Annotated in this window: 16 protein-coding genes; 10 read left to right on the top strand and 6 right to left on the bottom strand. The window is 59.9% G+C overall.

The genetic code is table 11. The annotated features are described in order from the left end of the window. Positions 1 to 165: 165 nt before the first annotated feature. Entirely contained in the window at positions 166 to 531 is a 366-nt protein-coding gene (locus HU759_RS15555) for a response regulator (protein WP_170037434.1), read from the bottom strand. 212 nt (positions 532 to 743) lie between these two features. Next, positions 744 to 4259: a hypothetical protein gene (locus HU759_RS15550; protein ID WP_186616872.1), complete on the bottom strand. Its 3516-nt coding sequence runs from the start codon at positions 4257 to 4259 to the stop codon at positions 744 to 746. A gap of 265 nt (positions 4260 to 4524) precedes the next feature. On the opposite strand from HU759_RS15550, the gene HU759_RS15545 reads away from it, so the two are divergent. The 5 genes from HU759_RS15545 to HU759_RS15525 all read left to right on the top strand — a co-directional run bounded on the left by HU759_RS15545 (position 4525) and on the right by HU759_RS15525 (position 11092). Further along, the gene (locus tag HU759_RS15545; RefSeq protein WP_176992196.1) at positions 4525 to 8022 is read left to right on the top strand and encodes a response regulator; all 3498 of its coding nucleotides are present in this window, start codon (positions 4525 to 4527) and stop codon (positions 8020 to 8022) included. A 15-nt stretch (positions 8023 to 8037) separates the two neighbouring features. After that, the gene (locus HU759_RS15540) at positions 8038 to 8853 is read left to right on the top strand and encodes a protein-glutamate O-methyltransferase CheR (protein ID WP_026013819.1); all 816 of its coding nucleotides are present in this window, start codon (positions 8038 to 8040) and stop codon (positions 8851 to 8853) included. Beyond that, entirely contained in the window at positions 8850 to 9449 is a 600-nt protein-coding gene (locus HU759_RS15535) for a chemotaxis protein CheB (protein ID WP_017138794.1), read from the top strand. Before HU759_RS15540 ends, HU759_RS15535 begins: the two co-directional genes overlap by 4 nt. After that, a complete protein-coding gene (locus HU759_RS15530; protein WP_017138793.1) occupies positions 9443 to 10636 on the top strand; it encodes a hybrid sensor histidine kinase/response regulator in 1194 nt (397 codons plus the stop codon). The genes HU759_RS15535 and HU759_RS15530 overlap by 7 nt, the downstream gene beginning before the upstream one ends. 78 nt (positions 10637 to 10714) lie before the next feature. Beyond that, positions 10715 to 11092: a response regulator gene (locus tag HU759_RS15525; RefSeq protein WP_003217591.1), complete on the top strand. Its 378-nt coding sequence runs from the start codon at positions 10715 to 10717 to the stop codon at positions 11090 to 11092. Between the two features lie 26 nt (positions 11093 to 11118). Here the strand turns inward: HU759_RS15525 and HU759_RS15520 are convergent, their stop codons facing one another. From HU759_RS15520 to HU759_RS15505, 4 genes are all read right to left on the bottom strand, one after another. Continuing rightward, on the bottom strand, positions 11119 to 12789 hold the full coding sequence (locus tag HU759_RS15520) for an ATP-binding protein (RefSeq protein ID WP_170037425.1): 1671 nt from the start codon (positions 12787 to 12789) through the stop codon (positions 11119 to 11121). Next, complete coding sequence (locus HU759_RS15515) at positions 12786 to 14288, bottom strand: ATPase domain-containing protein (RefSeq protein WP_017138791.1); 1503 nt, start codon at positions 14286 to 14288, stop codon at positions 12786 to 12788. Before HU759_RS15515 ends, HU759_RS15520 begins: the two co-directional genes overlap by 4 nt. Before the next feature lie 243 nt (positions 14289 to 14531). Continuing rightward, positions 14532 to 15590 (bottom strand): HEAT repeat domain-containing protein, encoded by a 1059-nt coding sequence (locus HU759_RS15510; protein ID WP_017138790.1) that lies wholly within the window; start codon positions 15588 to 15590, stop codon positions 14532 to 14534. Between the two features lie 78 nt (positions 15591 to 15668). Next, positions 15669 to 16562, bottom strand: coding sequence for a bestrophin family protein (locus HU759_RS15505; RefSeq protein ID WP_099549742.1), 894 nt, complete (start codon positions 16560 to 16562; stop codon positions 15669 to 15671). A gap of 227 nt (positions 16563 to 16789) precedes the next feature. On the opposite strand from HU759_RS15505, the gene HU759_RS15500 reads away from it, so the two are divergent. The 5 genes from HU759_RS15500 to HU759_RS15480 are packed head-to-tail and all read left to right on the top strand — an operon-like array spanning position 16790 to position 22344. Continuing rightward, positions 16790 to 18436, top strand: coding sequence for an AMP-binding protein (locus HU759_RS15500; RefSeq protein WP_017138788.1), 1647 nt, complete (start codon positions 16790 to 16792; stop codon positions 18434 to 18436). A gap of 21 nt (positions 18437 to 18457) precedes the next feature. Continuing rightward, a complete protein-coding gene (locus tag HU759_RS15495) occupies positions 18458 to 19225 on the top strand; it encodes an SDR family NAD(P)-dependent oxidoreductase (RefSeq protein WP_099549743.1) in 768 nt (255 codons plus the stop codon). 12 nt (positions 19226 to 19237) lie between these two features. Continuing rightward, complete coding sequence (locus HU759_RS15490; RefSeq protein WP_186616873.1) at positions 19238 to 20422, top strand: acetyl-CoA C-acyltransferase; 1185 nt, start codon at positions 19238 to 19240, stop codon at positions 20420 to 20422. Between the two features lie 9 nt (positions 20423 to 20431). After that, the gene (locus tag HU759_RS15485; protein WP_017138784.1) at positions 20432 to 21559 is read left to right on the top strand and encodes an acyl-CoA dehydrogenase; all 1128 of its coding nucleotides are present in this window, start codon (positions 20432 to 20434) and stop codon (positions 21557 to 21559) included. Between the two features lie 11 nt (positions 21560 to 21570). Beyond that, positions 21571 to 22344, top strand: a complete 774-nt coding sequence (locus HU759_RS15480; RefSeq protein WP_017138783.1) for an enoyl-CoA hydratase — start codon at positions 21571 to 21573, stop codon at positions 22342 to 22344. Positions 22345 to 22383: the final 39 nt, after the last annotated feature.

The raw sequence follows: 22383 nt of genomic DNA, 5'->3' as shown, positions 1-22383 counted from the left end.
CGGCCTTGCGTGCCACTGTCCATGGCGGTTCGTCAAAAGCGCCAAGGATATGACTGCCGGCTTTCCAGGCCGTGCCCGTGCCCAGTCGATGGGAATGCAGTGGATGTGGGGGTGTTCACGGTTTTGAGCGCCGCAGTTGTGGGCATTGCCTGTGAGGCAGTGCCCTCAAGCGGCAGGCAACATCGATTTGACCTTGTCACGCAGTTGATCAATGGAGAACGGCTTGGCAATTACCTGCATACCTGCGGGTACGTCGATGTTTTCGGCATAGCCGCTGGCGAACAGGATCGGCAGGCTAGGGCGAAGCACGCGTACTTGGGTGGCCAGATCCTTGCCGCTCATGCCTGGCAGGCCCATATCGGTCATCATCAGGTCGATATGCTTGTCGGCATCTTCAGCCAACTTGAGGGCCTCTTCGGCGTCTGCAGCCTCAAACACCGAGAACTCCAACTCTTCGAGTACATCGACGATCAGCATGCGCACGATGGCGTCGTCTTCGACTACAAGGATGGTGGAGGGGGCAGCGCACATAGGGGGAATTCCTGAAAAATGGAAGGGCAGGTGTCTGTCGGTTGTAAGACCGTTCTCTACTGAGTCACGGCCATCTCGGCAAGTTCCATTGGTGGGGCATTGTGAAGGGAAAGGGGGCAAATGTCGCGTGGCATGGAGGCGGTGTGCTGAGCGGGCAATGCGTCAATGACACGCTACAAGCGGGCCATTGACACCAGGGGGGCAAGCGAAAGTCAAAGTGTGGTGTTAAACAGGGCATACGGTTTGTTGTAGGGCACCGTCATAACAAAGTCTCCATCACTGAATTCGCTGATGTGGTACTCCGGCACACCTTTGGTCACAGCCACTGGATCAAGGGTGCCCGCCGTCTTCCCGCTGTTCAAGGAGACTTCCAAGCCTTTTCGCATTGAGGCTTCATTTGGAAAAGTTGCAAGACCGAAGTTTGGATTAAAGAAAAACCATTCCTTCTGGTTGTTTTTATCGAGCGTGACGCCCGCCAGAAGCCCATGGTTCTGGGTGCTGATCTTCAGGAGCGTGGGAGGGCTTGCGGTACTTAAACGCGCAGCAACGTCGGTATACGGCACTTGGCTGACGCGTTGAATACCGTGAAACTGTTCGCGGAGCACCTGATGCATTTCGTTCAGCTCTTTGCGAAAGGCCCGAACCTTGGTGTCGTTAGCATTCCTGGCGGCTTTGAAAAAGTTATTGATGAAGGCGTCCCTGCGGTTGTTAAGAATGGCCAGCGCCATCGTATTCACCAGGGCTGCACACTCACCATTGGACGCCAGGTCAGTTTGGCTGAGATAGAAGTTCTGCGGCATGATGTAGGCCTTGCCACCTTCGGCCAGTACTTCCGCTTCAAACGTCTTGAAGCTCTCAAGACTCTGGATCGCCATGCGCTTTTCTATCTCTTTGGCCAATGTGCCGATGGCTTCGGGATTCCCGGCCTTGCTGACGGCCAAGCTTTTTATCTGCGAGACCCTCATGCTCGAGTGATAGCCCGGGATATCGTCGACAACCCCGGAAAGACCTCGAGCGTAAGCAACTGGGTTGCTTTGTTGCGCTGCCTGTAAGGCTTGCCTGAACTGATCTCCGGTTGCATTTGGTACGGGAGCGACATAAGTGGCCAGCCAATCTATGAAGTTGTTGTTTATTTCACCATTGGCCGCGACGGTTACAGGTTTGAAATCGGTGAGCCCGGTACCATACGGTTGTTGCGTGCCAGGGTTATAGCTATACCACTTGCCCTTTTGAAACACCGCGGCCCCTTCAGCAGTCCGCCCTGCAAGTTTGAAGGTCCCCGTCGCCACTATGCCGTGGGTATTACTGGCTGCCTTGAGCGCGCTGATAGCATCGGCACCTTTGGACAACAGGTAATTGCCGCCTTTACCCAATAGCTTGAGGCCTCCAACCGCCAAATCACCCAAACCACTCACGGGGTTGAGCAGGCCGAGCGTGGAGGCGCCGATAATCTGGACGGCCTTTAACCCCTTGGCGCCCGTGGAAAGAGCCGAGCCGCCTATCTTGATCAATTTTCCTGCGGTGGCGGCACCGGCACTCAGGAACCCGAAGATATCCAGTGTCAGGTCGAATATTCCATCGCCATAGTTGCCGTTCTGGAAGTTGATGACGGCTGATCTGAAAGGAATCAGATTTAACAGGAAATTACTCAGTGGTTTTGGCCCGCCCTGCAATGTATCCAGGGTAGTCTGGCCGCGCGCCAGTTCTTTTATCGCGGGGTCGTCGAGTTCAAGGTGTTCGGCAAATACTGTGCCTATGCGATGGGAGCGCTCGCTATTGAAGCTATCCAAGGGGCCGTCCTTTACCGGTTGCTCCGTGCTCAGACGACTGTCTGCCCCCTCGAGCTTGACCTGATTGACGGTAAATACCCTGTTGGCAATCATTGGCTTGGGTTGCGTGATCCTGGACAGCGGCACCTCTTCAATCGTGCCGCGGTTCAGGTCGATTTCGTAGGTGGTTATCTGCCCCTCCAGCTCAACCTTGACCAACAGTTCCGGTTGATTTTTATCTGGCGTGCTGCCCCAGAAGCCGGTCGACAGCCTGGATGTGCGCTCATAAAAAAACTCGAGCTTCCCGAAATCGAATTTTTCTCGGTCCTCTAAGAGAAGTTGGGAGATCATGTGCTGAACGGTCGTAGCGACCGCGTCCTTTTTATCAGCGATTGCGCGTGCAAATTGCTGATCGAACGCCTCCTGGACGCCAAACCTTGGGTTACTGTTCAAGGCTTCCAATGGGATACGCGGGTCAGTTGACATAAAGGGGCGCGGATTCGGCATGTCCATCATGGCGATGTCCAATAGCGAATGCATGCCGCCCAGCCCGACTTGACCAGGCTCCCCGCGATACGGGTCTGTACCGAGCACCTTCAAGTCGAAAAGCGCTCCGAGGTCGCCAAATCGCTCGATGAGCTTGGTCCGCGCAATACCTTCTCGCGTGGGTAGTGCTTTGTCCAATGTCTGGCTGGCAACCAACCGCTTGCTGACTTGTCTGTTGAATTCATCCTTGAGGGTATTGAGTCGTTCGGGGCTATAGCTGTCCTCTGCATTTGCAACGAATACACCGTTGGCGACTCCCCAATCCACCAGTGCGCGGGTCTGAGCGTGCGCATTCGCAGCCGATGGTGCACATTTTTGTGCATCGCACATGACCTCGGCAAAGGTCATATTGGCGACGGTACCTGGCCGCTCGGCTTCGATAGCCGCGGCCGCAACCGTCAGGTTGAACCACGCCACGCTGCCGATTTTTACACTGTCGGGAATATCTTTAATCAGAAACTGCGGCGCTACCCTGGACAGCAACAGATGGGTAGCGAGTTTGACCGTGCTGGAATTGGCGCGGCCATTTTTCTCAAGATGACGGCTCAAACACGCGGTAACCTCTGAGGGTCGCTGCCCCCAGTGATCAGGGGCATGCAAAGGCCATTCGGCGATTTTGTTGCGCTCAGGTGCCCTGAGTGACTCCCGGTCGAGCCCCAGGTGAATCGCCGCTAATACGTAGTCGTAGAGGCTGTTGTCCGTGGCCGCGCCCTGCAAGTGGGCCTGCAAAGCCAGGCCGAGTGCTCGGGCCTTAGGCGAGTCGAGCAGCTTTTGTATCGACACGGTCGGGTCTTGCAAGTCGCTTTGGCTGACCGAACTGCCGCTCAGCAGATAGGTCAGTACGCCATTGCCATGGGGTGGCAACGGCAAACCTGGCAAACCTGTTGTGTCGGATTTGAGGAAGGCGCGAATGCTGTGCTGGTCCGCCTTCGCCATGGGCATTGGCCAGGTGAGAGCGCCACCGAAATCACCCAGGGGGTGCTGTAAGGCCTTTTGCTCCAGTTTCTGCGCGAGTGCCGTCATCTCATCGACCGTGCGCGGCAGTTCAAAACCCAAGTGCGTGATCACTGTCGCCAGGGTTTGCGCTGCCGGCTGCACGTGGGCGTACGCCGAGTCTTTATGGGGCGTCAGACGACTATTGTTCAACCCGAATGAGACATTGTCCGGGGTAACGTGCTTGCCATACGTCCGGGTATCAATGCCGCGCAGTTGCTCGGCCAGGTTGCGCAGGTTCTGCTGGTCTGCCAGTTGTGTGCGCAAGGTGGCGGGGGCAGGTGTTTGAACCGCGCGCGGGGAATCCGAGGCGGTCGTAGTGAACGTGTGTGAAGCGTCTTGCGCAACCGGCGCGGGAGCTTCGACGACAAAGGCGCTGGGGTTGTCTGCCAGTGTGCGGGTAGGGGCGGTTATGCTCATTGGGGGTACCTTGGGGGGCAAAAAAGACGCCTTCCAAAAGATCTTCCGTGTTCGTGAGGCGCTGTCCTGAGTGCCGCAACCCTTCACCTACGTTCCGCCGCATCTGTATGCACGTATGTAAGGGGTCTGACGAAACCGGCCCGAATTGGCGTGTAACTCACTCGCAGCCTGTAGGCCAGCGCTTCAAAACAACGCACAAACATAGCCTTGCCCCCTGATATTCGGGCAAACTCCCCCTTTTTCCGCACTTGGCCAAGGCATGCCCATGACTCCCGCGTCGTCCGTCGATGAAAAGAGCTTCCGTACCCTGTTGAGCCGAAACGTCGCGTTACCCTTGGGCGTCGGCGTGCTCAGCGCGGTGTTTTTCGTCTGCCTGATCACTTATTTGCTGTCGGTTATCCAGTGGGTGGAGCACACCGACCGGGTTATCAATAACCTCAATGAGTCATCCAAGCTGACGGTGGACCTGGAAACCGGCCTGCGTGGCTTTCTGATCACTGGCGACGAGCATTTCCTCGACCCTTACGAAGTGGCCAAGCCCCGCATCATTGGTGACCTGCGCAACCTGCAGGAGCTGGTGGCGGACAACCCACAGCAGGTCGACCGCCTCAAGCGTCTGGAGTCGATGCAATACGAGTGGAACAAGTACGCCCAATCGATGATCGACTTGCAGCGCAGCAGTGGCGATTACCGCGGGGCGGTGCAGGCCGGCCGCGGCAAGAGCCTGACCGACGCGATTCGCAACGAATACACGGATGCGGTGGCGATGGAGCAAGCGTTCCGTGTCACGCGCAATGCCGATGTCACCCGCACCACGATCATCAGCGTGACCTTGTACCTGGCCTTCGTGCTTGGACTGAGCGGTTTTCTGGCCTACATCGGTAGAAAGAATTTAATTGCATTATCAGAGAGTTACAGCGCAAACCTCGCGTCACAACAGAAGATCGCCCGGCGCCTGGAGCAACAAGCCTGGCTGCGTAACGGCCAGACCGAACTGGCCGAACAGGTGCTCGGCCAACTGACGCTGAACATGCTTGGGCGCAATATCCTGCAGTTTTTCGCCCAATACATGGGCTCGGCGGTAGCGGCGCTGTATGTGCGCGAAGAGCACGGCGGCCTCAAGCGCGTGGCCACCTACGGCTTCTCCCGTGAGCAGGAGCAAAAAGAGCAGGCGATCTATAGCGACGAGGGCATCGTCGGGCAGGCCGCCCAGCTTGATCGCCTGATTCGCCTGGATGATGTGCCGGTGGATTACTTCAAGGTCAGTTCCGGCCTGGGCGAAGGTTCGACCCGCAGCGTACTGGTGGTACCGACCAGCGACGATGATCGCGTCAACGGCGTGATCGAACTCGGCTTCCTGCGCCCGTTGGATGATCGTGACGTCGAGCTGCTGGAGCTGATTGCCGGCAATATCGGCACCTCCATCGAAGCGGCGCGCTATCGCCAACGCCTGCAGGAAGTGCTCGCCGAAACCCAGCAGCTCAACGAAGAGCTGCAAGTGCAGCAGGAAGAACTCAAAACCGCCAACGAAGAGCTCGAAGAACAGTCACGTATCCTCAAGGAGTCCCAGGCCCATCTGGAAACCCAGCAGGCTGAGCTTGAGCAGACCAACGAGCAACTGGCCGAACAGACCCAGACCCTGGCCGAACAGCGCGACGCCATGGATCGCAAGAACGTCGAGTTGAACAAGGCTCAACTGGAACTGGAAGACCGTGCCGACGAGCTGCAGCGCTCCAGCAAGTACAAGTCCGAATTCCTCGCCAACATGTCCCACGAGCTGCGCACGCCGCTCAACAGCTCGTTGATTCTGGCCAAATTGCTCGCCGAGAACCCGCAGGAAAACCTCAGCACCGAGCAGGTCAAGTTTGCCGAGTCGATCTATTCGGCGGGCAACGACCTGTTGAACCTGATCAACGATATTCTGGATATTTCCAAGGTCGAAGCCGGCAAGCTGGAAATGCGCCCGGAAAACTCCAGCGTGGCGCGCCTGGTCGATGGCCTGCGCGGGATGTTCGAGCCGCTGGCGGCTGACCGCAAGCTGGGCTTCCAGGTGGACATTCAAGCGGATGCGCCGCCGATGCTGTTCACCGACCGCCAGCGCCTGGAGCAGATCCTCAAGAACCTGCTGTCCAACGCGGTCAAGTTTACCGAGCAGGGTGATGTCAGCCTGTCGGTATCCCGTGCACCAGGGGAGGGCGTAGCCTTTACCGTACGCGACTCGGGCATTGGCATCGCGCCAGACCAGCAGGAAAGTATCTTCGAAGCCTTCCGCCAGGCCGATGGCACCACCAACCGCCGTTACGGCGGCACCGGGCTGGGCCTGTCGATCTCCCGTGATCTGGCGACCTTGCTCGGCGGCTATATCAGCGTGACCAGCGAACCGGGCAAGGGCAGCGTATTCACCCTGGTACTGCCGGAGCAATATGTAGAGCGCGAGGAAGGTGCCGCGCCGATCGAGCCGCCGCGCCAAGTGGTGGCGGCACCTGCACCCAAGCCCATCGCGATCTCGCCGCTGCCGGTGGCCGATGCCAAGCAGATTCCGCGCTTTGCCGACGACCGCGACAAGGCACCGTTCGCTACCCGCTGCATCCTGGTGGTGGAAGATGAACCCAATTTCGCCCGCATCCTTTACGACCTGGCCCACGAACTGGGCTACAACTGCCTGGTCGCCCACGGCGCAGACGAAGGCTACAGTCTGGCCGAGGAGTACATCCCGGACGCGATTCTGCTGGACATGCGCCTGCCCGACCATTCCGGGCTGACCGTGTTGCAACGCCTCAAGGAGCACGCCAATACCCGCCACATTCCCGTGCATGTGATCTCCGTTGAAGACCGCGTCGAAGCCGCCATGCACATGGGCGCCATCGGTTATGCGGTGAAGCCGACCACCCGCGAAGAGCTCAAGGACGTGTTTGCGCGCCTGGAAGCCAAGCTGACCCAGAAGGTCAAGCGCGTGTTGCTGGTGGAGGACGATGACCTGCAGCGCGACAGCATTGCCCGCCTGATCGGCGACGATGACATCGAAATCACCGACGTCGGCTACGCGCAGGCCGCCTTGGACCTGCTGCGCACTAACGTCTACGACTGTATGATCATCGACCTCAAGCTGCCGGACATGCTCGGCAATGAGCTGCTCAAGCGCATGGCCACCGAGGATATCTGCTCGTTCCCGCCGGTGATCGTGTACACCGGGCGTAACCTGACCCGCGACGAAGAAGCCGAGCTGCGCAAGTATTCGCGCTCGATCATCATCAAAGGCGCGCGCTCACCTGAACGCTTGCTGGACGAAGTGACACTGTTTCTGCACAAAGTCGAATCCCAGCTGTCCCATGACCGCCAGAAGATGCTCAAGACCGCCCGCAGCCGCGACAAGGTCTTCGAGGGGCGCAAGATCCTGCTGGTCGACGACGATGTGCGCAACATCTTCGCCCTGACCAGTGCCCTGGAGCACAAAGGCGCGGTGGTGGTGATCGGGCGTAACGGTCATGAAGCCATCGACAAACTCAATGAAGTCGAGGATATCGACCTGGTGCTGATGGACGTAATGATGCCGGAGATGGACGGTTACGAGGCGACTGCCTTGATCCGCCAGGACCCACGCTGGAAGAAACTGCCGATTATTGCAGTGACGGCCAAAGCCATGAAGGACGATCAGGAACGCTGCCTCGCGGCGGGCTCCAACGATTACCTGGCCAAGCCGATCGACCTGGACCGGCTGTTCTCGCTGATTCGCGTATGGCTGCCAAAGATGGAACGCATTTAAGTGGAGCAAGTTTTCTTGGAAAAAAGCAGCGACATTGAGCTGCGCCTGCTGATTGAGGCGATTTACCTCAAGTACAGCTACGACTTTCGCGACTATTCCGGCGCGTCCGTCAAGCGCCGCGTGGCCCACGCACTGCGCCAGTTCGATTGCGCGACCATTTCTGCGCTGCAGGAGCGGGTGCTGCATGATCCGACGGCGTTCATGCAGTTGCTGCAGTTTCTGACGATCCCGGTGAGCGAGATGTTTCGCGACCCGTCGCACTTTCTGGCGATTCGCCGGGAAGTGGTGCCGCTGCTCAAGACCTACCCGTCGATCAAAATCTGGATCGCCGGGTGCAGCACGGGCGAGGAGGTGTACTCCATGGCGATCCTGCTGCGCGAAGAGGGTTTGCTGGAGCGCACCATCATTTACGCCACGGACATCAACCCGGCGTCCCTGGACAAAGCCAAGCAAGGGATTTTCTCCCTGGAGAACGTGCGTGCGTACACTGCCAATTATCAGCAGGCGGGCGGCCAACGTTCATTTGCCGACTACTACACAGCGGCTTACGATTACGCGATCTTCGACAAGACGCTGCGCGAGAACGTGACCTTTGCCGATCACAGCCTGGCAACCGATAGCGTCTTCTCAGAAACTCAGTTAATTTCATGCCGTAACGTATTGATTTATTTCAATAAAAAGTTACAGGATCGAGCGTTTGGGTTGTTTCATGAATCGCTGTGCCATCGCGGCTTCCTGGTGCTGGGCAGTAAGGAAACCCTGGATTTCTCCGCCTACAGCAAGCAATTCGAACCCTTGGTCAAACAGGAACGGATCTACCGAAAATCATGAGCGAGGCCGCAACTAACCCGCCACGCGGGATTGAAGCCATCGTCGTCGGCGCCTCCGCCGGCGGTGTTGAGGCGTTGCTGACGATTTTTGGTACGTTGCCTGACACCTTCAGTTTGCCGATTATTGCCGTGTTGCACCTGCCGGATGAGCGCCGCAGCCAGCTGGCCGAAGTCTTTGCGCGGCGCCTGAGCATTCCGGTGCAAGAAGCACGCGACAAGGAAACGATTACGCCAGGCACCCTGTATTTCGCCGGCCCCGGCTATCACCTGTCGGTAGAAAGCGACCGTAGCCTGTCGATGAGCCAGGAAGACCGCGTGCACCATTCGCGGCCGGCCATCGATTACCTGTTCGCCTCGGCTGCCGACACCTACGGCAACAGCCTGCTGGCGATTCTGCTGACCGGCGCCAACCAGGATGGCGCGCGTGGCCTTGCCCACGTCAAAGACTCGGGTGGCACCACCATCGTCCAAGAGCCCACAGAAGCACGTATCGCCGTGATGCCCTTGGCGGCACTGGCCTTGCACACACCTGATCATATTCTCACCTTGAGCCGGATTGGCTCACTGCTGGCTTCCCTGGAATCTTCCCCATGTTAAGTACTGTCCAGGCCAAACTGCTGATCGTCGACGATCTGCCGGAAAACCTGCTGGCCCTTGAGGCGCTGATCAAGCGCGAAGATCGGCAGGTTTTCAAGGCCTTGAGCGCTGACGAGGCCTTGTCACTGTTGCTGGAGCATGAGTTCGCCATGGCGATTCTCGATGTGCAGATGCCCGGCATGAACGGTTTCGAGCTGGCCGAACTGATGCGCGGCACCGAAAAGACCAAGAACATCCCGATTGTGTTCGTCAGCGCCGCCGGCCGCGAACTCAATTATGCCTTCAAAGGCTATGAAAGCGGTGCGGTGGATTTTTTGCACAAGCCGCTGGATATCCATGCGGTGAAGAGCAAGGTCAATGTGTTCGTCGACCTGTACCGCCAGAGCAAGGCCATGAAACAGCAGGTCGAAGCCCTGGAGCGCAGCCGCCGCGAGCAGGAGCTGCTGCTGACGCGCCTGCAGGCCACCCAGGCGGAGCTTGAACAGGCTGTGCGCATGCGTGACGACTTCATGTCGATCGTCGCTCACGAAGTGCGCACACCGCTTAACGGGCTGATTCTGGAAACGCAGCTGCGCAAGATGCACCTGGCTCGGGATAACGCCGCCGCGTTTACCCTGGACAAGATGCACGCCATGGTTGACCGCGACGAGCGTCAGATCCAGAGCCTTATCCGTCTGATCGAGGACATGCTCGACGTGTCGCGCATCCGCACCGGCAAATTGTCGATTCGTCCGGCGCGCTTCGACCTGGCGCAACTGGTGCGCAACCTGGTGAAAAACTTCGCCCCGCAAGTGGCATCCGCCGGTTCTTCGATGCACCTGGTTGCCGATGAACCTGTGGAGGGCAATTGGGATGAGTTCCGTATTGAGCAAGTGGTCACCAACCTGCTCACCAACGCTTTGCGTTACGGTGCCAAAAGCCCAGTGGATGTGCGTGTGTACACCGAGCACGGTGAGGCGCGCGTCGAGGTGCGTGACCGTGGCATCGGCATCAGCGCAGACAACCAGAAGCGCATTTTCCAGCAATTCGAACGCGTTTCGGCCAGCCATGTAGCGGCAGGCCTGGGCTTGGGGCTGTTTATTTCCGAGCAGATCGTGACGGCCCATGGCGGCACCATCGAGGTGGAAAGCCAGATAGGCGAGGGCGCGTTGTTCAGGGTGTGCCTGCCACTTGGCGAGCCGCAATGAAATCAATCGTCGCCTCGACGCAACCTCTGCGTGACCCCATGGTCGTACTTGCAGCAACTGACCGGACAAAGGCTTCCCATGAGTGAAGATGCACAAGATGTCGTACTGATCGTCGAAGACGACGAATCCATTATGTTTGTGCTGGGTGAATACCTGGCAGGCCTGGGCTACCGGGTGCTGAAGGCGATCGATGGGGAGCAGGCCTTCGAGATTCTGGCGACCAAGCCGCACCTGGACCTGATGGTCACGGATTACCGCCTGCCGGGCGGGATTTCCGGGGTGCAGATCGCTGAGCCTGCGATCAAGCTGCGACCTGAATTGAAAGTGATCTTTATCAGCGGTTACCCGCAAGAAATACTCGACTGCAACAGCCCGATCACGCGCAACGCGCCAATCCTGGCCAAGCCGTTTGATCTGGATACCTTGCAAGAGCATATCCAGCGCCTGCTGGCCTGAAGCAATAGGGCTGCCTCGCAGCAGCCCTATTGCTTGATCATCTCACGCACCTTGGCCGTCAGCAGGTCGAAGGTGAACGGCTTGGTGATCAGTTGCATCCCCGGGTCCAGGAACCCGCCGCGCACCGCCGCATGCTCGGCGTAGCCAGTGATAAACAATACCTTGAGTTCCGGGCGCAATTGCCGCCCGATTTCTGCCAGCTGTCGCCCGTTCATGCCGGGCAAGCCCACATCACTGATCAACAGGTCAATGCGTTGGTCGGATTCGATGATCGGCACGGCGGTATTGGCATCGCCAGCCTCGACAAAGGCATAGCCCAATTCCTTGAGCACTGCGCTGACCAGCACGCGTACGGCGGCGTCGTCTTCGACGATCAATACTGTCTCACCGGCATTGGCGAATGGCAGCAGTGCCGGGTTGGTGACGGCGTCCGCGACGCGCTCACCGATAAAACGCGGCAGGAACAGGCTGACTGTCGTGCCCTTGCCGACTTCACTATGGATGGTGACATGGCCATGGGATTGGCGGGCAAAGCCGTAGATCATCGACAAGCCGAGGCCGGTGCCCTGGCCGATCGGCTTGGTCGTGAAGAACGGGTCGAAGACGCGGCCCAACAGACTTTCGGGAATACCACAGCCGGTGTCGCTGACGCTCAGTTCCACGTAATCGCCTGGCAGCAAGGTGCCATAGGCGGCCGTGAACACATTGTCGAGGTGGCGGTTGGTGGTCTCAACGGTCAGGCTACCGCCGCTGGGCATGGCATCGCGCGCATTGATCACCAGGTTGAGCAGGGCGCTTTCCAGCTGATTGGGGTCGGCCTCGGCGGTCCAGAGTTCATCGGTCAGACGCATGTCCAAGGCGATGCTTTCATTGATACTGCGTTGCAGCAGTTCACCCATGGAACTGACCAACTGGTTGATCTCCACGGGTTTGGGGTCCAGCGACTGGCGCCGTGAAAACGCCAGCAAGCGGTGGGTCAGGCCGGCAGCGCGGTTGGCCGAGGTCACGCCCAAGTCGATCAAGCTGTCCAGGTCGTCCAACTTGCCGCGGGCCACCCGCCTGCGCAGCAGCTCCAGGCTGCCGATAATGCCGGTGAGCATGTTGTTGAAGTCATGGGCGATACCGCCGGTCAACTGGCCGACGGCCTCCATTTTCTGTGACTGGCGCAGCGCATCTTCGTTGTTGCGCAGTTGCGCCGTGCGCTCTTCAACCTGCTGCTCAAGGGTTTCCAGGGTGCGTTGCAGGCGCAACTCGCTCTCGCTCAAGTCGATCAGGCGGTCACGCGCTTCGTATTGCCGGCGCCGGCCGCGCAGGGCCGCGCTCACCAGACTGATCAGGGTTACTGGATGGAAAGGGCGCTCCAGGAAGGTCACGTTGCCCAGCAGGCCACTCAGGTGGGATGAGCCGTTCTGTTCACGGCCGCCATGGTGGGTCATCAGCACGATGGGCAAATCGGACCAGGCCGGCTGCTCATGCAGGTAATGCAGCAGGGGCTCCAGATCGACACCGCGCAGGGCTTCAGCGGCAATCACCAACATACCGACGCCTTGCCCAAGTGCTTCGCAGAGTTCAGTCAGGTTCCCGGCAACCATGCCGGTGTAGCCGGCTTCCTTGAGCATCATCAGCGCCAGGGAGCCGTCACGGCCCAGTGGCGCGAGAATAATTGCGCGCTCGGAGAGGGGAGAAAGGCCGGTCACACGCCCTCTTCCTTGAGCAGTGGGGAACCGGCGCCCATATAAGTCGGGATACCGCGCAGTACGCCCTGGAAGTTGTCGAGCGGCTCGCCCACTGTCAAACCACTGCCGCCGATACGGTATTCACGAATGGTGGACTCGTGGCTGCCGGTACGTTTCTTGATGATCGAAATGGCCCGGCGAACCTTGCCGAGTGCTTCGAAATAACGCAACAGGATCACGGTATCAGCCAGGTAAGTAATATCGACGGGGGCCTGCATGTCGCCTACCAACCCATGTTGGGCCACCGTCATGAACGTCGCCGCGCCGCGACGGTTCAGGTACAGCAGCAACTCATGCATATGCAGGATCAGAGAGTTTTCCTCAGGCATCGCCGCCTGGTAGCCGTTGATACTGTCGATTACCACGGTTTTGATCCCGCGTTCATCGACGCAACGCCTGACTCGGTGGGAGAACTCGCCTGGCGACAGCTCTGCCGCATCCACCTGCTCGATCAGCAGGTTGCCGGTGTCTTGCAGCGCAGCGAGGTCGATACCCATATTTTTCATGCGTTCGAACAACAGGCCCAGCTCTTCATCGAAAATAAACAGCGCAGCTTTTTCGCCACGCGACACTGCGGCGGCGGCAAATATCATCGAGATCAAGGATTTGCCGGTTCCGGCCGGGCCGAGGATAAGCGTGCTGGAGCCGGTTTCTACGCCGCCGCCCATCAAGGCGTCCATTTCACGGATGCCACTGCTCAAAGTCTGACGCACGTAACCACCACGATGCTCGGCGGCCACAAGGCGCGGGAACACGTGGATGCCGTCTTGCATGATGGTGAAGTCGTGAAAGCCACCACGGTATTTCTGGCCACGGTACTTCACCACGCGGATGCGGCGGCGTTCAGCGCCGTAGGTGGGCGTCAACTCTTCCAGGCGAATCACGCCGTGGGCCACGCTGTGCACGGTTTTATCCAGGGATTCGGTGGTCAGGTCGTCAAGCAGCAGTACGGTGGCGTCGTAGCGCACAAAGTAGTGTTTGATCGCCAGGATCTGGCGGCGATAGCGCAGCGAGCTTTGCGCCAGCAGGCGGATTTCCGAAAGGCTGTCGACCACCACGCGAGTGGGCTTGATCCGTTCCACCACTTCAAAAATCTGCCGGGTTGCCTCACCCAGCTCCAGGTCGGAGGAATACAGCAGGCTTTGCTGGTGCTCGGCGTTGAGCAGGCTTTCTGGCGGGGTTAGCTCGAAGATGTGAATGTTGTCGTCCAGGTCCCAGCCGTGGGACTTGGCGCCCTGACGCAACTCGCGTTCGGTTTCTGACAGGGTGATGTACAAGGATCGCTCACCGTTTTTCGCGCCGGCTTGCAGAAAGTGCAGCGCTACGGTGGTTTTCCCGGTGCCGGGTTCGCCTTCCAGCAGGAACAGGTGGCTGCGTGATAGCCCCCCGGAAAGAATGTCATCAAGACCTTCGATGCCGGTGGCCGCCTTTTCACTGAACAGCTCTTTGGATGTAGACAAGAAGTGCCCTCGGGTCACGTACAAGTAAAGGGAGGCGCGTCGGCTTGGACGCGCCATATTTACTTGACCGTAGCGGGTTGTGGCGGTTCAACCTGTCGTATAAATCGTGGTGGATTTGTGACCTGCGCCAAAGCGCTGCTTTTGTGTGGGAGCTGGCTTGCCTGCGATAGCATCACCTCGGTTTATCTGTCAGACCGAGGTGTCTGCATCGCAGGCAAGCCAGCTCCCACATAGCGCGCGAAACTAAAGCCCTTGCTGCAACGCCGGATCATCCGGATTCTGCTGCTCCAGCTGCGCCAGTAACACCTGCACATTCTGCAACTGCCCGGTTTCCTTCCAGTAGCTGACCAGCAACACACGCGCCTTGCGATTGGCGGGGTGGCGCTGGACGATTTCTTCCAGCTGACGCTGGGCGGCGTCCACCTCTTCCTGGTCGTGCAGCGTGGTGGCGAGGTCGAAGCGGTAATCCTGATTGTCAGGCTCAAGCTCCACGGCTTTGGACAGGCCAAGCAACGCGTATGGCCGCTCCCCATGGTGCAACAGCCACATGCCCAGGGCGTGTTGCAGGTAGGCCGACTCCGGATGTGCCGCCAATTGCCGCGCCAGCAACTGGCGGGACTCATCGGTCTTGCCCTGCTTATCGAGCAATTCGATTTGTGCGACCACAGCTTGCAGGTTGTCCGGTTGCAGGCGCATGGCCTGCTCCAGTGCATGTTGCGCGTCCGGCAGCAGGGCGCTGTGGATGTACAAGCGCGCGAGCTGAATCCAGCCTTCGGCGGTTTCGGGCTCAGCCTTGAGCTTTTTCACAAACTCATCGAGCACTTGCTGCAAAGGCCCGAAATACAGGCCCAGGGTATCCGGCGACAGGCCGAGCAGGGCGTTGGCGGCGGCAAAACGCACGGCTTGTTCAGGATCGTCCAGTGCCGGGCCAAGCAGTAAGGTGCGTTGGCCGCTGGGCACCAGGCCAACAATACTGTGAATCGCCGCTTCACGAACCAACGGCGACTCATCAGCCAGGTCTTTATCCGCCAGCTTCAACGCCTGAGGGCTTGGGTAATTGGGCAGTTCGGCGTGCAATGCGGCGCGACGTTCAGGCGACAAGTCCGGGCGGCCCAGCTGTTGATACAGCACACGGGCGGCGCCGGGTTCGCCGTTACGTGCTTGCTTCAACGCCTTGGCGTAACCATGGGCGATCGCCGGCGGCACGGCCACCGGAGTGGAGCGGGAGAAAAACCAGGTGACCAGGACAAGCAACAACAGGGCGCACAGGCCGACGATGGAGTAACGGCGTGACTTTGACATGCAGGCGTCCAAAAGCTGGGGGCAGCTAATCGCAAAGCCTCAAGCTTCGGTCAGACCACGACGAGTGTCAAACCCGTATCAGCCGAGCACGTATTCCACTGGTTCCAGGGCAGGAGGCAGATCGATCTCGCCCAGGGCGGCGAGAATCTCGCGCTCCAGGGTGCGCACTATCGCATTGCAGGGCAGATCGTTTTCATCAAAACCGAACGGGTCTTCCAGATCATCACCGATTTCATCCAAACCGAAGAACGTGTAGCTGACGATGGCGGTGAACACCGGCGTCAACCAGCCCAGCGGTTCGGCCATGGCGAACGGCAGCAAAATGCAGAACAGGTAGATGGTGCGGTGCAATAGCAGCGTGTAAGGGAAGGGCAGTGGCGTGCTCTTGATCCGCTCGCAGGCGGCCTGCACCAGGCTGAGGCTGACCAGCCGGGTTTCCAGCTGGGTGTAGCGCCATTCACTGATCACACCCTGTTCGGCCAGCCGCGAAAAGCGCGCGCCCAGTTGTTGCAGCACGTTGTCGGGGAGATTGGGATGCGCCCGGTCAACAGTTATCCAGGGTGTGATAACGCGGGCCTCGTCTTCACGACGCAGGTGCGCGACCAGGCCGTGGGCAAACCCGCACACCCCACGCAGCAGGCTGGCGCGCTCGGGTGAGTTGCCCAGCACTTGGGTTTCGCGAATCAGCGAGCGCACCTCAATGATCATCTGCCCCAGTTGCTTGCGGCCTTCCCACCAACGGTCGTAGCAGGCGTTGTTGCGAAAGCTCATGAAGATCGACAACGACAACCCGAGCAAGGTGAACGGCGTGGCATTGACCTTGGAGAAGTAGGCCGGGTGCAGGGTCTCCACCAGCACGATCACTGAAGCCAGCAACGTGACCATCAGGCTGCGCAAGGCAATGCGCTTGGCAATCGAACCTTTAAGGGAAAACAGGATACCCATTAGGTTGGGTTTGGGGCGGACGATCATCGGGACACGGCTTCTTTGGCGGCGCAGGCCTGGAGATTAGGAGTTTGCGCCCAGAGCGTCCAATCACTGCGGCTGACCGGCTGATAAGCCGGATCAATGATTGGCCAAACCAGTCAGCCAAGTTGAAGGCTTTGACCATTGCCGCCAAAGCGCTCTAGAGCGACTATTTCAGCGATTCTCGTCGTGAAAAATGTCCTGAAAATAAAAACACACAAGGATTTGGAACCATGCGTGAGTATTTGGCTGCCACCACTGCCTTCGACTACCAGCACACCGTCAACGCCGCCCTGTCCGGCAACCTGCAAGCCCTGAATGCTTGTGTGGAGTGTTGCGATCGCCACGCGCTGCCGGGGCGCATTGCGTTGTTTTGGGAAGGTAAGGATGGGCGCAGCGCCAGTGTGACCTTCACCCAATTGCAGGACCAGGCGGCGCGCTTTGCCAATTTCCTCCTGGCCCAAGGCGTGCAACAGGGTGACAAGGTGGCGGGGCTGCTGCCACGCACGGCAGAGTTATTGGTGGTGGTGTTCGCCACCTGGCGTATCGGCGCGGTGTATCAGCCGCTGTTTACCGCCTTCGGACCCAAGGCCATCGAGCATCGGCTGAACAGCTCCGGCGCCGTACTGGTGGTCACGGATGCGGTCAACCGCCCCAAGCTGGCTGAAGTCGAAGGCTGCCCGACCATCGTCACGGTGGCCGGGGACAAGGGCGAAGGCATCGTGCGCGGCGACTACAGCTTCTGGGCTGAACTGCCGAACTATTCGAATACCTGCGAACCGGTGCTGCTGGGCGCAGAAGCCCCGTTCCTGCTGATGTTCACCTCGGGCACCACCGGCCCGTCAAAAGCCCTGTCGGTGCCGCTCAAGGCCATTGTCGCCTTCCAGAGCTACACCCGCGACGCGGTGGATTTGCGCCCCGAAGACGCGTTTTGGAATGTCGCCGACCCGGGCTGGGCCTATGGCATCTATTTTGGCGTGACCGGGCCGTTGTCCATGGGCCACCCGATTACGTTCTACGATGGGCCGTTCACCCTGGAAAGCACCTGCCGGGTGATCAATAAATATGGGATTACCAACCTCACCGGTTCGCCCACCGCTTACCGCCTGCTGATTGCCGGTGGCGAACAGTTCGCGCGCGCTATCAAGGGCAAGCTGCGTATCGTCAGCAGCGCCGGCGAGCCGCTGAACCCGGAAGTGATCCGCTGGTTTGCCGACAACCTGGGCGTGACCATTCATGACCATTACGGCCAGACCGAACTGGGCATGGTGCTGTGCAACCACCACGGCCTGGAACACCCCGTGCACGTCGGCTCGGCAGGCTTTGCCTCACCGGGCCACCGCATTGTGGTGCTCGATGATCAGAACCAGGAATTGCCGGCAGGCCAGCCCGGTATTCTCGCCATCGACCGTGAACAGTCGCCGATGTGCTGGTTCGCCGGCTACGACGGCGTAAAGACCAAGGCGTTTGTCGGCAAGTACTACCTCAGTGGCGACACCGTGGAGCTCAACCCGGACGGCAGCATCAGCTTTGTCGGGCGCAGTGACGATGTGATCACCACATCCGGCTACCGCGTAGGGCCATTCGATGTCGAAAGCGCACTGGTCGAGCACCCGGCCGTGATCGAAGCCGCTGTGGTCGGCAAACCCTGCCCGGAGCGCACCGAGCTGGTCAAAGCCTTTGTGGTGATCAACGAACAGTACCGCGCTACGCCCGAGCTGGCCGAGGAGCTGCGTCTGCACGTGCGCAAGCGTTTGGCGGCCCACGCCTACCCACGGGAAATCGAATTTGTCAGCGACTTGCCCAAGACCCCTAGCGGCAAGCTGCAACGTTTTATTTTGCGTAATCAGGAAATTGCGAAGGCACAGGCCATCGCCTGATCCACTTTTAAGGAAACAATGATGCAGATTGAAAACAAGGTATTCCTGGTCAGCGGCGGTGCTTCGGGCCTCGGCGCGGCCACCGCTGAGATGTTGATTGCCGCTGGTGCCAAGGTGATGCTGGTCGACCTGAACGCCGACGCTGTGGCGGCCAAAGCCAAGCAACTGGGCGATAACGCCCGCAGCGCTGTGGCCGATATCAGCCAGGAAGCCGCCGCCGAAGCGGCCGTACACGCCGCCGTTGCAGCCTTTGGCGGCCTGCACGGCCTGGTGAACTGCGCCGGGGTGGTACGCGGCGAAAAAATCCTCGGCAAAAATGGCCCACACGCCTTGGCCAGCTTTGCCCAGGTGATCAACGTCAACCTGATCGGCAGCTTCAACCTGTTGCGCCTGGCGGCTGCCGCCATCGCTGAAACCGCGGCGAACGCCGACGGTGAGCGCGGCGTGATCATCAACACCGCGTCGGTAGCCGCCTTTGACGGGCAGATAGGCCAGGCGGCGTATGCCGCCTCCAAAGGCGCCATCGCCAGCCTGACCTTGCCCGCTGCCCGCGAACTGGCGCGCTTTGGCATCCGCGTGATGACTATTGCCCCGGGCATTTTCGAAACGCCGATGATGGCCGGCATGACCCCCGAAGTGCGCGATTCCCTGGCCGCGGGTGTGCCATTCCCGCCACGCCTGGGCAAACCGTCCGAGTACGCCGCGCTGGTACGCCACATCATTGAAAACAGCATGCTCAATGGCGAGGTGATCCGTCTCGACGGTGCCTTGCGTATGGCAGCCAAGTAAGGAGAACACCCCATGAACGATCCGATTGTTATTGTCAGCGCCGTGCGCACGCCCATGGGCGGCTTCCAGGGCGACCTCAAGAGTCTGACCGCGCCGCAACTGGGCGCTGCCGCGATCCGCGCCGCCGTCGAACGCGCCGGGATTGCCCCGGATGCCGTGGACGAAGTGCTGTTCGGCTGCGTGTTGCCCGCAGGCCTGGGCCAGGCGCCTGGGCGTCAAGCGGCGCTGGGCGCCGGGCTGGACAAGGCCACGCGCTGCACCACCTTGAACAAGATGTGCGGCTCGGGCATGGAAGCGACCATCCTCGCCCACGACTCGCTGCTGGCCGGCAGTGTCGACGTGGTGGTCGCCGGCGGCATGGAAAGCATGTCCAACGCGCCGTACCTGCTCGACCGCGCGCGCAGCGGCTACCGCATGGGCCATGGCAAGGTGCTTGACCATATGTTCCTCGACGGCCTCGAAGACGCCTACGACAAGGGCCGCCTGATGGGCACCTTTGCCGAAGACTGCGCCGAGCACAATGGCTTCACCCGTGAAGCCCAGGACGCCTTCGCCATTGCCTCGCTGACCCGCGCGCAAGAGGCCATCACCCATGGCAGCTTTGCTGCTGAGATCGTCCCGGTGCAGGTCACCGTCGGCAAAGAGCAAAAGACCATCCTGCATGACGAGCAACCGCCCAAGGCCAAGCTGGACAAGATCGCCAGCCTGAAACCGGCGTTCCGCGAGGGCGGTACGGTGACGGCGGCCAACTCCAGCTCGATTTCCGATGGTGCGGCGGCGTTGCTGTTGATGCGCCAGTCCGAGGCGCAACAGCGTGGCCTCAAGCCCTTGGCGGTGATCCACGGGCATGCGGCCTTTGCCGACGAGCCGGGGCTGTTCCCGGTGGCGCCCGTGGGTGCGATTCGCAAGCTCATGAGCAAGACCGGCTGGAACCTGGGCGACGTTGACCTGTTTGAAATCAACGAAGCTTTCGCGGTGGTCAGCCTGGTGACCATGAGCAAGCTGGAAATCCCCCACAGCAAGGTCAATATTCACGGCGGCGCCTGTGCCTTGGGGCATCCAATTGGTGCTTCCGGTGCGCGCATCCTGGTGACGTTGCTCTCGGCCCTGCGCCAGAAAGGCCTCAAGCGCGGGGTTGCCGCCATTTGTATCGGCGGCGGTGAAGCCACGGCCATGGCCGTCGAATGCCTGTATTAAGGACTCAACATGCTGCCCAATGACGAACAACTGCAAATCAGCGAAGCGGCCCGGCAATTTGCCCAGGAACGCCTGAAACCGTTCGCCGCCGAATGGGACCGCGAGCACCGTTTCCCCAAGGAAGCCATTGGCGAAATGGCCGAGCTGGGCTTTTTCGGCATGCTGGTGCCGGAACAGTGGGGTGGTTGCGACACGGGCTACCTGGCCTACGCCATGGCCCTGGAAGAAATTGCCGCCGGCGATGGCGCGTGCTCGACCATCATGAGCGTGCACAACTCGGTGGGTTGCGTGCCAATCCTCAAATTCGGTAACGAGCAGCAGAAACAGCAGTTCCTCACGCCGCTGGCCAGTGGCGCCATGCTCGGTGCCTTTGCGTTGACCGAGCCGCAGGCAGGCTCCGATGCCAGCAGCCTGAAAACCCGCGCACGCCTTGAGGGCGACCATTACGTGCTCAATGGCTGCAAACAGTTCATTACCTCCGGGCAGAACGCCGGGATCGTGATTGTGTTTGCCGTCACCGACCCGGCCGCAGGCAAGCGTGGGATCAGCGCGTTTATCGTGCCGACCGACTCGCCGGGCTACACGGTGGCGCGGGTTGAAGACAAACTCGGCCAACATGCGTCCGACACCTGCCAGATCCTCTTCGAAGACGTAAAAGTCCCAGTCGCCAACCGTTTGGGCGAGGAGGGCGAAGGCTACAGGATCGCCCTGGCCAACCTCGAAGGCGGCCGCGTCGGCATCGCCTCGCAATCGGTGGGCATGGCCCGCGCCGCCTTCGAAGCCGCGCGTGACTATGCCCGTGAGCGCGAAAGCTTCGGCAAGGCGCTGATCGAACACCAGGCCGTGGCCTTCCGGTTGGCCGACATGGCCACGCAAATCGCGGTGGCCAGGCAGATGGTGCATTACGCCGCAGCCCTGCGTGACAGCGGCAAGCCGGCCTTGGTCGAGGCGTCGATGGCCAAGCTGTTTGCTTCGGAAATGGCCGAAAAGGTCTGCTCGGCCGCCTTGCAAACCCTGGGCGGTTACGGTTACCTGAGCGACTTCCCATTGGAGCGGATCTACCGCGATGTGCGGGTCTGCCAGATTTACGAAGGCACCAGCGATATTCAGCGCATGGTCATCTCACGCAACCTTTAAGGAGCCGATACATGAGTTACGAAACCCTTTTGCTCGAAGTCCAGGGCCGCGTCGGGCTGATTACCCTCAATCGCCCGCAAGCCCTGAACGCCTTGAACGCCCAGTTGGTGAGCGAGTTGAACCAGGCACTGGACGGCCTGGAAGCCGACCCGCAGATCGGCTGCATCGTGCTGACCGGCTCGAAAAAAGCCTTCGCCGCCGGCGCCGACATCAAAGAGATGGCCGAGCTGACCTACCCGCAGATCTACCTCGACGACCTGTTCAGCGACAGCGACCGCGTCGCCAACCGCCGCAAGCCGATCATTGCTGCGGTCAACGGTTTCGCCCTGGGCGGCGGCTGTGAACTGGCCTTGATGTGCGACTTTATCCTGGCCGGTGACGGCGCCAGGTTCGGCCAGCCGGAAATCAACCTCGGCGTACTGCCGGGCATGGGCGGCACCCAACGGCTGACCCGCGCCGTGGGCAAGGCCAAGGCCATGGAAATGTGCCTGACCGGGCGCTTTATTGATGCCGTTGAAGCTGAGCGCTGCGGGATTGTGGCGCGCATTGTGCCGGCCGATGACCTGCTTGAAGAAGCGCTGAAAACCGCGACCTTGATTGCCGGCAAGTCCGTGCCGATCAGCATGATGGTCAAGGAAAGCGTGAACCGTGCGTTTGAGGTGAGCCTGTCTGAAGGCGTGCGCTTTGAGCGGCGGGTGTTCCATGCCGCGTTTGCCACCCAGGACCAGAAGGAAGGCATGGCGGCGTTTGTGGCCAAGCGCGCGCCGGAGTTCAAGGACCAGTAACCCGGCCGTAAACACTGAAGATCAAAATGTGGGAGCTGG

This window comes from Pseudomonas sp. OE 28.3, assembly GCF_014268205.2.
Taxonomy (GTDB): Bacteria; Pseudomonadota; Gammaproteobacteria; order Pseudomonadales; family Pseudomonadaceae; genus Aquipseudomonas; species Aquipseudomonas edaphica.
The sequence above is the reverse complement of the archived record's forward strand: the minus strand, read 5'-3'. Positions and strand labels throughout refer to the sequence as shown.